Origin of the sequence: Mycobacterium rhizamassiliense, from assembly GCF_900157375.1 — a bacterium.
Taxonomy (GTDB): Bacteria; Actinomycetota; Actinomycetes; order Mycobacteriales; family Mycobacteriaceae; genus Mycobacterium; species Mycobacterium rhizamassiliense.
Genome location: NZ_LT721901.1, coordinates 4,825,314 through 4,837,654, shown reverse-complemented (window position 1 = coordinate 4,837,654; position 12,341 = coordinate 4,825,314). Strand labels below are relative to the sequence as shown.

Sequence of the window (12,341 nt, the reverse complement as noted above, 5' to 3'; positions counted from 1 at the left end):
GCGCGCCGGCAAACCGCTTCTATGATTCGGTAATGAGCGCCGGTGGGCTGGATTCCGTGGGTTCGCCGGCTTTCACCGGCGAGGACTGTGCCCGGTTTCGCGCGGCCGGTTGGTGGTCTGATTTCACGCTTTCGGACGCGGTGCGCCGCAACGCCGACCGCACGCCCGACCATCCCGCTTACCTCGACCATCCCGACGCTTCGCTGACCTGGCGTGAATTCGACGGTGCGGCAACCTATCTCGCGGGCCAACTCGCCGGGCATGGTGTGGCGCGCGGCGACCGGGTGGCGGTGTGGCACGGCGACTCGACCGCGATCCACGTGCTGTTCGTCGCGATCGAGCGCTGCGGCGCAATCGTTGTCGGTATCGGCGCGCGCGCCGGCACCCGCGAGGCCGCGGCGATACTGCGCAACGCGGGGCCCAAGATCCTGCTCAGCGACCACAAGCGCGGCGCCGCCGCAACCGAGGCCGCGTCGATGGCCGAAATCCCGTTGGCCGTCCTTGGGGTGGTCCGCGCGGGTGACGCGGTACACCTGAGCGCGGACGTCGAGCCCAAGCCGGTGCGAGTCGAGGCCCAGCTCGGCGCCGACGACGTGTTCCTGATCAACTCCACGTCCGGGACCACGGGCCTGCCCAAGTGTGTGGTGCACACGCAAAACCGGTGGTTCTACTTCCACCAGCTGGCCGTCGCCAACGGGTTGCTCACCGGAGACGACGTGTTCTTACCCGTGATTCCCACGCCGTTCGGCTTCGGGCTCTGGACCAGCCACACCACCCCCATCTTCTTGGGTGCCACCGCGGTGATCCTGGAGCGCTTCACCACCGCGGCCGCCGCGGAGGCCATCGAGCGACACAAGGTCACCGTATTATGTTGCGTCAGCACACAATTGACAATGCTGATGGCCGATCGTTCGTGCCGGGACCGTGACCTGAGCTCGCTGCGGGTGGTCTTCACCGGTGGCGAGGCGCTGCCGTATCGGCCCGCCGCGGAATTCGAGGAGGTCACCGGCGCGAAGATCCTGCAGTTCTACGGCTCGAACGAAACCGGGTTGCTCAGCGCCACCACCGTGCACGACACCGCCGAACGGCGGCTGCGCACCGGCGGCCGCATCGTGCCGGAGATGTCGGTCCGGCTCTTCGACGGCGACCAGGACGTCACCGAGACGGGGCGGGGCCAGCCGGCGTGCCGGGGACCGGCCACCAGCCTGGGGTATCTGGGCGGCACCGACCACGACAAGCTCTTCACCCCCGACGGGTGGATGCGCATGGGCGACATCTGCGAGATCGATGCCGAGGGCTTTCTGCGCGTCACGGGCCGGACGTCCGACTTCATCCTGCGGGGCGGCAAGAACATCAGTGCATCTCAGGTCGAAGACGTCGCGATGACACACCCGGCCATCGCGCTGGCCGCGGCCGTCGCGATGCCGGATCCGTTGTTCGGCGAGAAGGTATGCCTGTACGTCGAGGTCGCCGACGGGGCCACCATCGACCTGCCCGCGCTCGTCAAGCACCTGCTGGCCCTGGGGGTTTCGAAAGAAATCCTGCCCGAGCGGCTCATCGTGCTCGACGAACTGCCCCGGTCCTCCGGCGGAAAGGTTGCCAAAGGCGAGCTGCGGCAGGATATTCGAGTGAGGATGGAGGCCGATGATGAACGCTCCTGACGCGCGACGAGGCGGGCTCGAGGTGTGGGCGCCGTCGGTGGTGCCCCCGATCGGGGTCGAGCTGTCCAACGAGCAGGCGCTCGCCGTGGCCTTCCGCCACCTGGCGGGCATCGGCTTCGCGGAGAACATGGCCGGCCACATCACCTGGCAGCTGGACGGGCAGACCGACATGTTCATCAACCCGTGGGGCCTGTGGTGGCAGGAACTGACTGCCTCTGATATCTGCGTGGTGGACAGCGACGCGCGGGTGGTCCGCGGCCGCTGGGACGTCACCCCGGCGATCCACATCCACACCGAGCTGCACCGCGTCCGCGCGGATGCCCGAGTGGTCATCCACAACCATCCCTATTACGTCTGCGTGCTTGCCGCGCTGGGCCGGCTGCCCGAGCTGGTGCACCAGACGGGCGCGCTGTTCCTTGACGACCTGTGCCTGATGGACACCTACGACGGCGAAGTCGACAGCCCGGCGCGCGCCGCCGAACTCGCGGCCCACATCGGGCGCGCCAACCTGACGATCCTGGCCAACCACGGCGTCATCGCCACCGGCCGCAACCTGCCCGAGGCGGTCTACCGGGCCGCGTCGATCGAGCGGGTGTGCAAGCTGGCCTACGACGTGCTGGTGACCGGTCGGGAGCCGGTTGCGATGAACTGGTCGGACATGGCGGGCATGCAGCGCTCCCTGATCGAGCGCGCGGCCGACGTGTACTGGGCCGGCGCCGCACGGATGACGATCAAAGCCGACTCCGACGTGCTGAACTGAGCGGATTGCCGACAGATGAAATCAATCGACGAGCTTGCCTCGAATCTGAGCTTCACGACGGCCAAGACGGGGGAGGACCGCTCGGTCACCTTCCTGCCCGACCCGCCCCGGGCGGCGCGGCGCTACACCGTGATCTCGGTCGACGACCACATCGTCGAGCCCCCGGACACATTCACCGGCCGCCTGCCCCGCAAGTTCGCCGACCGGGCGCCGCGCGTCGTCGACACCGAAAGCGGCGGTCAGACCTGGGTTTACGACAATCGGGAGTTGCCCAACGTCGGCTTCAACGCCGTCGTCGGGCGGCCGGTGTCCGAATACGGCTTCGAGCCGGTCCGGTTCGACGAAATGCGCAGGGGCGCTTGGGATATCCATGCGCGGGTCAAGGACATGGACCTCAACGGCATCTACGCGTCGCTGAACTTCCCGTCGTTTCTGCCCGGGTTCGCCGGCCAGCGCCTGCAGCAGGTGACCCCCGACCGCGAACTGGCGCTGGCTTCGGTTCGTGCATGGAACGATTGGCATTTCGACGTCTGGGCCGGCTCGTACCCCGACCGGATCATTCCCTGTCAGTTGCCGTGGCTGCTGGACCCCCAGCTGGGCGCGAAGATGATCGTCGAGAACGCCGAACGCGGATTCCACGCCGTCACGTTCAGCGAGAACCCGGCGATGCTGGGATTGCCGAGTATCCATTCCGGGCACTGGGATCCGATCATGGCCGCGTGCGCCGAGACCGGCACCGTCGTCAACCTGCACATCGGATCGTCGGGTTCGTCGCCGTCCACCACCGCGGACGCACCGCCCGACGTCCAGGGCGTGCTGTTCTTCGCCTACGCGATTTCGGCCGCTGTCGACTGGTTGTACTCGGGCCTGCCCAGCAGGTTCCCCGACCTCAAGATCTGTTTGTCCGAGGGCGGAATCGGTTGGGTGGCAGGGCTGCTGGATCGCCTCGACCACATGCTCAGCTACCACGCGATGTACGGCACCTGGGAAGCGTTGGGGGAGAAGCTCACTCCCGCTGAGGTTTTCACCCGTAATTTCTGGTTCTGCGCGGTGGAGGACAAGTCGTCGTTCGTGCAGCGCGAACGAATCGGCATGGACAACATCATGCTCGAAGCCGATTATCCGCATTGCGATTCGACGTGGCCGCACACCCAGGAAACCATCCACGAGGAAATCGGCGACCTACCGCCTGACGCGATCCGAAAGTTTACCTGGCAGAACGCTTCCCGCTTATACCAACATCCTGTGCCGGACGAGGTGCAACGGAGTCCCGAGGCATTTTGAGGTCTCGCGCGCTGTTCGGGCAATCGCATTCACGCGAGTCGGCCGCAAGCCGCACCGGGACCTGATCCGGCGGAGCCGCCGACGAGGACGCGGGCGCCGGTGCGGCGCTTGCCAGGCAGGGCGACGGCGCCACCACCCAGTCCATGAACTGCCACACCGCGGCTACCAGCGTGATGAGCAGGAGCGCCGTTCCGATCGCGTGGGCCAACAGGTAGTACCAGTACCCTGCGGACGATGGCGGCGCGCCATCCCCGGCGGCGGCCATTCTGAACGTTGCTTTCCTCATCGCGACATCGCTCCTTGATCTGGCGGTGTTCTCCACCACAACCTTCGTTCGATAGTTGTTCGGAGCACACGCCGAGTCGGATGGGCGCGGTTTCGCGCCTGCGCCGTTTGCCGGCGTAAATCACGCATAATTGCAGGCGAGGAGGCACTGATGACCACGTCCAAGGTTGATTTCAGTTCCGTCGGCTGGGGCTCGGTGGAATGGACGAACCTCGTCACGCTGTACCTGCGGGCGCATGAAAGTCGTTCGCGACACCCGATCCTCGGTGACCACGCGGCCGGAGCGGCGGTGGACCGCATCGACTACGACTTCAAGCGGATACACCGCAACTCGCTGCCGGCCTCGAATCAGTACCTGGTCGTGTTGCGCGCCAAGCAGCTCGACGAATGGTGCGCCGAATTCCTCACCGCGCATCCCGACGCGGTGGTCCTGCACCTCGGCTGCGGCCTGGACGGCCGCGCGTTCCGGCTCGCGGTGCCGCCGTCGGTGCGCTGGTTCGACGTCGATCAACCCTCCGTCATCGCGCTACGCCGGCGGTTGTACGACGAAACCGAGCACTATCGGATGATCGGCTCGTCGGTGACCGACCCGCAGTGGCTCGATCAGATTCCCACCGGACATCCCACGCTGATCGTCGCCGAAGGCCTGCTGATGTACCTGCGCGAGGACGAGGTCCGCGCGTTGCTGCAGCGCCTGACCGACCGATTCGACTCCGGCGAAATGCATTTCGACACCCTCTCGCCACGCGCGCCGCTGCTGTCGAAGCTGCTGACCAAGGGAATCATCAAGTGGGGCATCGGCAATGCGCGCGAGCTGGAATCGTGGAATCCCAAGCTGCGGTTCGTCGAGCGGACATCCGCGCTGGCCGGATACCAGGAGATCGACAACGCCGTGGTGCGCCTGATCTTCCGGCTGACCTCCGCGCTGCCCGACTACGACACCATCAACCGATTCACCTACTCGGCGTCACAGGTCGGCGGCTAGCCGCCGCAGGATGTCCGCCGTCGGTTCGGCCGTGGCGTGGCGATACCCGGTGCCGGCCCACAGGTGCACGTACTCGGGCTTGCCCGCGGCGGCCGCGGCCTTGCGCAGCGGGCTGGTCAGGTAATGCAGGGCCGGGTAGCCCAGCGGCGCCTCGGCCTCGTGGGCGTCGATGAAGGCGTTGCGCAGGCCGCGGGCGGGGCGTCCGGTGAAGGCGTGGGTCAGCACCGTTTCGGTGCGGGCCGGGTCGGTCAGCGCCGCCTGGTGGGTCGCCGAGGCGCCGCTTTCGGCGGCGCGCAGCAGTACGGTGCCGACGACGGCCGCAGCGGCGCCCGCCCGCATCACGTCCGCGACGGCGCCGGGGGTGGCGATCCCGCCAGCGGCCAGCACCGGCAATCCCACGGTGGCGTCGATCTGTTCGACCAGATCGACGAGCGGGACGGGCGTCAACGGCGTTCGCGGCGACAGCGTGCCCGAGTGCCCGCCGGCCACCGCGGCCTGCACGGCGAGCATGTCGACGCCGGCATCACGTGCTTGCGCCGCCTCCTCGGCGGTGGTGACCGTCTGAACGGTCACGCTGCCGGCCCGCTGCAGCGAGGAGATCGCGCTGCGGGGCGGGATGCCGAATGTGAACGACACCATCGGCACCGGATCGGCAAGCAGCAAGGCGATCTTGTCGTCGAACCTGTCGGTGTCCTCGATCGGTTCGGGCGGCAAAGTCACGCCGAACTGGTCGGCCTCGCGCTGCATGATCGCGGCGTACGCCCGGTAGCTGTCCGGGTCGACGGGCAACGGATTGGGGGTAAACACGTTGACGCCGAACGGAATTCCCTCCGAACGAACGGCCTTGATCTCGGCCTCGATCGCCTCCACGGTCTTGTAGCCCGCCGCCAGCAGACCGAAGCCGCCCGCCTGCGTCGCCGCCGACACCATCGCCGGAGTGCTGGGACCGCCCGACATCGGGGCAGCGATCAGAGGAATCGACATCCCGAACTGTGCCAGCATCTGCCTCGCCCTTCGTGCGGTGTCGTCGCCCCAATCGAGCCTAGTCATTTCGTGGTCGTTCCATTCGGTGGCCAGACCTGACAGGATGCTTCACCGTGAAGCGGCCTAACTTCTTGGTGATCGTCGCGGACGATCTCGGGTTCTCCGACATCGGTTCCTTCGGCGGCGAGATCAATACGCCGAATCTGGATCGGCTGGCCCACCAGGGCCTGCGACTCACCGATTTCCATTCGGCGCCGGCCTGCTCACCCACCCGGGCGATGCTGTTGACCGGGACCGATCACCACGTCGCCGGCATCGGCACCATGCTCGAGGTCGCGATCCCGGAGTTTCAGGGCGCGCCCGGCTACGAGGGTTACCTGAACGACCGGGTGGTGGCCCTGCCCGAGCTGCTGCGCGACGCGGGCTACCTGACGCTGATGTCGGGCAAGTGGCATCTGGGCGCCACCATCGAGCGGTCGCCGTGGGCCCGCGGATTCGAGCGCTCGTTCGCGCTGCTGCCGGCCGGCGCCAGCCATTACGGCGGCCCGGGCGGCGGATTCTCCCCGGTACCAACGCTTTACACCGAGGACGATCAATTCGTCTCGGTCGGCGAGGATTTCTACTCGTCGGACCACTACACCGACACCCTGCTGCGCTACTTCGGCGAACGCGCCGAGGACCCGGAAGGCCAAGACCGGCCGTTCTTCGCGTAAGGGTCTGCTCGAAAGATTGCCGTGGCTGTCGTTCTTGCCGGCCTATTTCATCGGTGTCGGGGTTCGGCCCGAACGCGCGCCGGCATTCGCCCGCCGCGAACCCGGGTAATCCGCTAGCGTCAGCCCGTGGCTGAACACCTGCGATTCGGGATTCTGGGCGCGGCGCGCATCGCACCGCGGGCGCTGATCGCCCCCGCCAAAAACAACGCTGAGGTGGTCGTGGCCGCCGTCGCGGCGCGCGATGTGTCGCGGGCGCAAGCCTTCGCGGCCAAGCATGACATCGCCCGGGTGCACGACGACTACGCCAAGCTGGTGTCCGATCCGGACATCGACGCGATCTACAACCCGCTGCCAAACGGCTTGCACGGCAAGTGGACCCGGGCCGCCATCGAGGCCGGCAAGCACGTGCTGTGCGAAAAGCCGTTCACCGCCAACGCCGCCGAGGCCCGCGAGATCGCCGAGGAGGCCGCGAAGTCCGGCCTGGTGGTGATGGAGGCCTTCCATTATCGCTATCACCCGCTGACGCTGCGGATCGAGGAGCTGATCAAGTCGGGGGAGCTGGGCACCCTGCAGCGGGTGGAGGCCACCCTGTGCTTTCCGCTGCCGATGTTCTCCGACATCCGATACAACTATTCGCTTGCCGGCGGCGCGACGATGGACGCCGGGTGCTACACCGTGCACATGCTGCGCACCTACGGTGGTTCGACCCCGGAAGTCATTGCGGCGCAGGCGAAACTGCACGACCCCCGCGTCGACCGGGCCATGACGGCCGAGTTCCGCTTCGCCGAGGGGCACACCGGCCGGCTGCACTGCTCGATGTGGTCGGGGCGCCTCCTGGACATCAGCGCCAAGGTCATCGGCGACCGGGGCGAACTGCGCGTGCTCAATCCCGCGGTGCCCCACATGTTTCATCGGCTCGCGGTCCGATCGGCCAACGGCAAGCGCGTCGAGCGTTTTGGGCGCCGCGCGTCCTATGCGTACCAGCTCGATGCCTTCGCGGCGGCGGTGCTGCGCGGCCAATCGTTCCCGACCACCCCGGAGGACGCGATCGTCAACATGACGATCATCGACGACATCTATCGCAAGGCCGGCCTGCCGCTGCGCGAGCCGAGCTGAAAGTCATTGCCCTCGTTCGGAAAGCAATCCGCGTGCCGCTTCGACGCAGGGACGCATCCGATCGATCGGGCGCACGCCGTCGAGCGCCAGCGAGCGCCGGGGCACTTCGATTTCGATCACGACGTCGGCGGGTAACACCGAAAGCAGTTCGGGCAGCGGCAGTTCGCCCTCGCCGGGAACCATCCGCTCGAACATGGCCTCTTCCATGTAGTTGTCCAGGCGCGGCCGCAGCGTCGTGTCGTTGAGCTGCGCGTAGCCGATGTGCTCCGGATCGACGGCGGCCAGGTCGGCGGGGCCGGATCCGGAGCGCACCAGATGCATGGTGTCGATCAGCAACCGGAACTCCGGGCGTCCCACGTGTTCCCGGGCGGCCAGCGCGGTGGACAGGTCACCGACCGTCAGGCCGGGAACCGGTTCGACATCGGTCTCGATATTGCGCTGGGCGGCGAGCTCGGTCAGCGCGGCGAATTGATCGAACGTGCGACTCAGGTCGGGGTCGAGGCTGACGACGTTGATGCGTGGCACGCCGAGTTCGGCCAGTACGTCGAGATCCGCGTTGAATGCGCCCATTTCGGCGTCCGGCAGCACCAGGAATCCGTCCCCGAGTGAGATCTGCACGCCGCGATCCCGCAAGGCTGCCAGCACCTCCCGGCGCAGCGGCTCGTCCTTCAACGAGTAGGGCCGGTAGTCCAGCGCGATCAGCGGAGCGCCCTGCACGACGATCGACATGTAGCGGCAGCCGAGATCCGCGGTCAGGTTGACGAATTCGACTGGCGGGAGACCGAATCCGTTGAGGAATCCGATCGCGAGCTCGCTCATGCGGGGCGCCCGGCCAGTCGGGCCAGCTGATCGGCGGCCTGAGCCGTTTGCGTAGTGAGCGCGATCTGCCCAAAGCCCACCACCTGTTCGATGATCGGCGCTTCCAGGACGAGATCGTCACGGATGAAGGCGATGTGGTCGTGCAGGTGCTGCCCGGTGAATGCCGTCCACGCGGTCGCCGATGCCGGGTTCAGGGTCAGGTTCACTTCGAAGAAGTCCGATGTCAGCGGCTTCGGCGGGGCCACGTGCGTCAGCCCGAGTTGCATGCTCTCCGGCCCCAGCGTGTACAGGGTGGTGCGGGCGAGGTCGCACGTGACGAGAACGTTGGCCGGTGGGGTGGGGGGTCGCACGTGACGAGAACGTTGGCCGGTGGGGTGGGGGCGCTCGGGTTGGTCGGCGGGCATTTGTTGGGGGCCGTCGGTTGCGACTTCTGCACCGGCCGTACCGGCAGCGGCTGCAGGGTCACCGCCCGCGGCGCGGGCTGGGTCGTCGACGGCCCAGCGGCGGACGTCGCCGTCGTGGTGGGGGCGGCGGGGTGTTGAGCCGCGTGGCAACCGGCCGCCACGGCGCCGAGCAGGATCCCGCCGGCCAGCCGGGCGGTCATCGCAGTCGCCCCACGCAATGCCACGGGCTTCCTTTCGGTAGCGCCTTTACGACACTACGAACATAGAGTATGGTCAGGCTTCCAGTCAGCGAATATTCACCCTAGATCCTTCCCGCGAAGGTCCGTGTTCATGGCTCGATACACACCGGCGTCGGCCCGCGCGTCAACGAAAAGGCGCAAACCCAATCCGGCGGAGCGCCGCCGCGATCTGTGCGATGCGGCGATCGAGCTGTTGGCCGCCGACGGCGCCAAGGGGCTGAGCCATCTCAAGGTGGACCGCAAGGCCGCCGTCCCGGACGGCACCACCTCGTTCTACTTCCGAACGCGATCCGCTTTGTTGCGCGCCGTCGCCGAACGGCTGGCCGAGCTGGATTTGGAGAGGCTGCAATCCATCGCGGACAGCGCGGGCGATCAGGGTGACAACCCGAGCCCCTCGCTGCTGTCGCAGGTGGTGATTCAGGCCGGCACGGAGCCCCAGTTGTCGTGGACAAAGGCCCGCTACGAGCTCACCATGCAAGCGGCCCGCGATCCGGCGATGGCCGCGATCCTGCAGCAAGCCACGGACGCGTTCACCAAGCTGCACCGCGAAATCCTGGTTCAGCTCATGCCGCACGGTGCCGAATTGGACTCGGCGGTCGTCGAGGACCTGAGCAACGTGACACTGACGTTCATCAACGGCCTGCTGATGCGATTCGCCCATGGCGACCGGATCGTCGACAGTCCGGAGCAGCTCGACGGGATCCTGACGGCCATCGCGACGGGCATCCTGAAGAGCCCGCAGCGGGGCGGCCTGACCGACGCCGGCGACTCCCACGCGACACGCCGACTCGGCACCGGCTAGCGGCCGATTTCGCGGCGTTGACCCTTGCCAGAACACCCGCCATATGGTTCTCTACGAGAATAGAGTAAGCCGATGTTCACGGACCGTCGGCGAGCCCGCTAGCAGCCGAGTCCGTGTACATGTCAGAGCGACCCATTTAAGCGGAGTGTACAAATTGCCCGAATCGGATCCGGTGCTCACGCCGCGATGTCGGGTGCCGAAATTAGCAGCCCTAGGAGGGATTTCGTGACGACGAGTACCGAGAGTCACGTCCGATTCGATCCGTACGACGTCGACCTGATCGCCGACCCGTATCCGATGTTCGCGCGGCTGCGAGAAGAGGTGCCGCTGTACTACAACTCGGAATATGACTTTTACGCGGTGAGCCGGTTCGCGGACGTTAACAAGGCACTCGTGGACAACGCCACGTTCAGTTCTGCGCGGGGCGCGATTCTGGAATTGATCAAGGCCAACCTCGACATTCCGTCGGGAATGCTGATCTTCGAAGACCCCCCGATCCACGACGTGCACCGCAAGCTGCTGTCGCGCATGTTCACCCCCCGCAAGATCAACGCGCTGGAGCCGATGATCCGCGAGTTCTGCGTCCAGTCGCTCGATCCGATCGTCGGAACGGGCCACTTCGACTTCGTCACCGACCTGGGCGCGCAGATGCCGATGAAGACCATCAGCGCGCTGCTGGGCATCCCGGAGGACGACCAGGTATTCGTCCGCGATCACGTCAACGCGCAGCTGCGCACCGAGGCGGGCAAGCCCATGGACCACACCAAGGGGCTGTCGGTCGGCGACATGTTCGAGGCGTACATCGACTGGCGTGCGGACAACCCGTCCGACGACATCATGACCGAGTTGCTCAACGTGGAGTTCGTCGACGACAAGGGCGTGACTCGGCGGCTGACCCGCGAGGAAATCCTGGTCTATCTGAATGTCGTTGCCGGGGCGGGCAACGAGACGACGACCCGGCTCATCGGGTGGGCGGGCAAGGTCCTGGCCGAGCACCCCGATCAGCGGCGCGAACTCGCCCAGAATCCGGCGCTCATCCCGCAGGCGATCGAGGAGCTGTTGCGCTACGAGCCGCCCGCCCCGCACATCTCCCGCTATGTGACCCGCGACGTCGACATCCACGACCAGACGGTGCCCGAGGGCAGCGTGATGATGATGTTGATCGGGGCCGCCTGTCGCGACTCGCGCCAGTTCGGGCCCGACGCCGACTCGTTCAACATCCATCGCGCCAGCCGGCCGCACCTCACATTCAGCGTCGGGGCGCACTTCTGCCTGGGCGCCGCGCTGGCCCGCCTGGAGGGCCGCATTGCGCTGGAGGAAATCCTCAAGCGGTTCCCCGAATGGGAGGTCGACATGGCCAACGCCAAGCTCAGCCCGACGTCGACGGTGCGCGGCTGGGAAACCATGCCCGCCTTGGTGTCCTGATGACCGGCCGGGTTGAGGGCCGTGTAGCAGGGAAGGTCGCCTTCATCAGCGGTGCCGCCCGCGGGCAGGGCCGCAGCCACGCGGTGCGCCTGGCGGAGGAGGGCGCCGACATCATCGCGATCGATGTGTGCGGGCCGATCGACAACCTGGCCTACCCGCATTCCACCCCGGAGGATCTCGCCGAAACCGCCGACCTGGTCAAGAACCTCGACCGGCGCATCGTGACCGCGCAGGTCGACGTGCGTGACTACGACGGGCTCAAGGCCGCTGTGGACAACGGGGTCGAGCAACTCGGCCGCCTCGACATCATCGTCGCCAACGCGGGAATCGGGACCTTCGGCAACAAGCTGCACAAGATCCGCGAGCAGATCTGGCGGGACATGATCGACGTGAACCTGTCCGGGGTGTGGCACACGGTGAAAGCCGGTGTGCCGCAAATCCTCGCCGGCGGGCGCGGCGGCTCCATCGTGCTGACCGGTTCGGTCGGGTCGCACAAGGCGTTGGCCCATACCGGCCACTACATCGCGGCCAAACACGGCGTGATCGGGCTGATGCGCACGTTCGCGGTCGAGTTGGGCGAACACAGCATTCGGGTCAACTCGGTGCACCCGAGCCAGGTGAACACGCCGATGACGATGAACGAGGTCACGTACAAGCTGTTCCGGCCGGACCTGGAAAATCCCGGTCCCGAAGACTTCGCGCCGTTCTCGCAACAGATGCACATGATGCCGGTGCCGTGGGTGGAGGCCCGCGACATCAGCAACGCCGTGCTGTTCCTTACTTCCGATGAATCTCGTTATGTCACAGGCGTTTCGCTGCCCGTGGACGCGGGCGCCTTGCTCAAATAAGCACTAAATCAATAGT

Annotated in this window: 12 protein-coding genes and 1 pseudogene; 10 read left to right on the top strand and 3 right to left on the bottom strand. The window is 66.7% G+C overall.

Annotation, left to right across the window (positions count from 1 at the left end; genetic code table 11):
* Nucleotides 1–32 precede the first annotated feature (32 nt).
* From MRAB57_RS23315 to MRAB57_RS23300, 4 genes are all read left to right on the top strand, one after another.
* Nucleotides 33–1,661, top strand: a complete 1,629-nt coding sequence (locus MRAB57_RS23315; protein ID WP_077089443.1) for a class I adenylate-forming enzyme family protein — start codon at nucleotides 33–35, stop codon at nucleotides 1,659–1,661.
* The gene (locus MRAB57_RS23310; RefSeq protein ID WP_077089442.1) at nucleotides 1,648–2,421 is read left to right on the top strand and encodes a class II aldolase/adducin family protein; all 774 of its coding nucleotides are present in this window, start codon (nucleotides 1,648–1,650) and stop codon (nucleotides 2,419–2,421) included. The genes MRAB57_RS23315 and MRAB57_RS23310 overlap by 14 nt, the downstream gene beginning before the upstream one ends.
* A gap of 15 nt (nucleotides 2,422–2,436) precedes the next feature.
* The gene (locus MRAB57_RS23305) at nucleotides 2,437–3,705 is read left to right on the top strand and encodes an amidohydrolase family protein (protein ID WP_077089441.1); all 1,269 of its coding nucleotides are present in this window, start codon (nucleotides 2,437–2,439) and stop codon (nucleotides 3,703–3,705) included.
* Nucleotides 3,706–4,138: 433 nt separating this feature from the next.
* On the top strand, nucleotides 4,139–4,975 hold the full coding sequence (locus tag MRAB57_RS23300) for a class I SAM-dependent methyltransferase (protein WP_173814050.1): 837 nt from the start codon (nucleotides 4,139–4,141) through the stop codon (nucleotides 4,973–4,975).
* Here the strand turns inward: MRAB57_RS23300 and MRAB57_RS23295 are convergent.
* The gene (locus MRAB57_RS23295; protein WP_077089439.1) at nucleotides 4,958–5,977 is read right to left on the bottom strand and encodes an NAD(P)H-dependent flavin oxidoreductase; all 1,020 of its coding nucleotides are present in this window, start codon (nucleotides 5,975–5,977) and stop codon (nucleotides 4,958–4,960) included. The two genes, MRAB57_RS23300 and MRAB57_RS23295, sit on opposite strands and share 18 nt — an antisense overlap.
* A 95-nt stretch (nucleotides 5,978–6,072) precedes the next feature.
* Between MRAB57_RS23295 and MRAB57_RS23290 the strand changes: the two are divergent.
* Together MRAB57_RS23290 and MRAB57_RS23285 are read left to right on the top strand one after the other, a co-directional pair.
* Nucleotides 6,073–6,669: pseudogene (locus MRAB57_RS23290) on the top strand (sulfatase-like hydrolase/transferase); the annotation flags it as partial.
* A gap of 129 nt (nucleotides 6,670–6,798) precedes the next feature.
* On the top strand, nucleotides 6,799–7,788 hold the full coding sequence (locus MRAB57_RS23285) for a Gfo/Idh/MocA family protein (RefSeq protein ID WP_077089438.1): 990 nt from the start codon (nucleotides 6,799–6,801) through the stop codon (nucleotides 7,786–7,788).
* A gap of 3 nt (nucleotides 7,789–7,791) precedes the next feature.
* Here the strand turns inward: MRAB57_RS23285 and MRAB57_RS23280 are convergent, their stop codons facing one another.
* A complete protein-coding gene (locus tag MRAB57_RS23280) occupies nucleotides 7,792–8,607 on the bottom strand; it encodes a sugar phosphate isomerase/epimerase family protein (protein ID WP_077089437.1) in 816 nt (271 codons plus the stop codon).
* Nucleotides 8,604–8,957: a SecDF P1 head subdomain-containing protein gene (locus MRAB57_RS23275; protein WP_245835990.1), complete on the bottom strand. Its 354-nt coding sequence runs from the start codon at nucleotides 8,955–8,957 to the stop codon at nucleotides 8,604–8,606. The genes MRAB57_RS23280 and MRAB57_RS23275 overlap by 4 nt, the downstream gene beginning before the upstream one ends.
* On the opposite strand from MRAB57_RS23275, the gene MRAB57_RS29305 reads away from it, so the two are divergent.
* The 4 genes from MRAB57_RS29305 to MRAB57_RS23260 all read left to right on the top strand — a co-directional run bounded on the left by MRAB57_RS29305 (nucleotide 8,958) and on the right by MRAB57_RS23260 (nucleotide 12,325).
* Nucleotides 8,958–9,149, top strand: a complete 192-nt coding sequence (locus tag MRAB57_RS29305; protein ID WP_245835989.1) for a hypothetical protein — start codon at nucleotides 8,958–8,960, stop codon at nucleotides 9,147–9,149. It begins immediately after the preceding gene.
* Nucleotides 9,150–9,341: 192 nt separating this feature from the next.
* Nucleotides 9,342–10,052: a TetR/AcrR family transcriptional regulator gene (locus MRAB57_RS23270; protein WP_077090796.1), complete on the top strand. Its 711-nt coding sequence runs from the start codon at nucleotides 9,342–9,344 to the stop codon at nucleotides 10,050–10,052.
* Between the two features lie 225 nt (nucleotides 10,053–10,277).
* A complete protein-coding gene (locus tag MRAB57_RS23265; RefSeq protein ID WP_077089436.1) occupies nucleotides 10,278–11,477 on the top strand; it encodes a cytochrome P450 in 1,200 nt (399 codons plus the stop codon).
* A complete protein-coding gene (locus tag MRAB57_RS23260; RefSeq protein WP_077089435.1) occupies nucleotides 11,477–12,325 on the top strand; it encodes a mycofactocin-coupled SDR family oxidoreductase in 849 nt (282 codons plus the stop codon). Before MRAB57_RS23265 ends, MRAB57_RS23260 begins: the two co-directional genes overlap by 1 nt.
* The last annotated feature ends 16 nt before the right edge of the window (nucleotides 12,326–12,341 follow it).

Coding starts and splice junctions, on each gene's coding strand:
- MRAB57_RS23315 (WP_077089443.1), top strand. CDS start 33: ATGAGCGCCGGTGGGCTGGATTCCGTGGGTTCGCCGGCTTTCACCGGC.
- MRAB57_RS23310 (WP_077089442.1), top strand. CDS start 1,648: ATGAACGCTCCTGACGCGCGACGAGGCGGGCTCGAGGTGTGGGCGCCG.
- MRAB57_RS23305 (WP_077089441.1), top strand. CDS start 2,437: ATGAAATCAATCGACGAGCTTGCCTCGAATCTGAGCTTCACGACGGCC.
- MRAB57_RS23295 (WP_077089439.1), bottom strand. CDS start 5,977: ATGCTGGCACAGTTCGGGATGTCGATTCCTCTGATCGCTGCCCCGATG.
- MRAB57_RS23280 (WP_077089437.1), bottom strand. CDS start 8,607: ATGAGCGAGCTCGCGATCGGATTCCTCAACGGATTCGGTCTCCCGCCA.
- MRAB57_RS23270 (WP_077090796.1), top strand. CDS start 9,342: ATGGCTCGATACACACCGGCGTCGGCCCGCGCGTCAACGAAAAGGCGC.
- MRAB57_RS23260 (WP_077089435.1), top strand. CDS start 11,477: ATGACCGGCCGGGTTGAGGGCCGTGTAGCAGGGAAGGTCGCCTTCATC.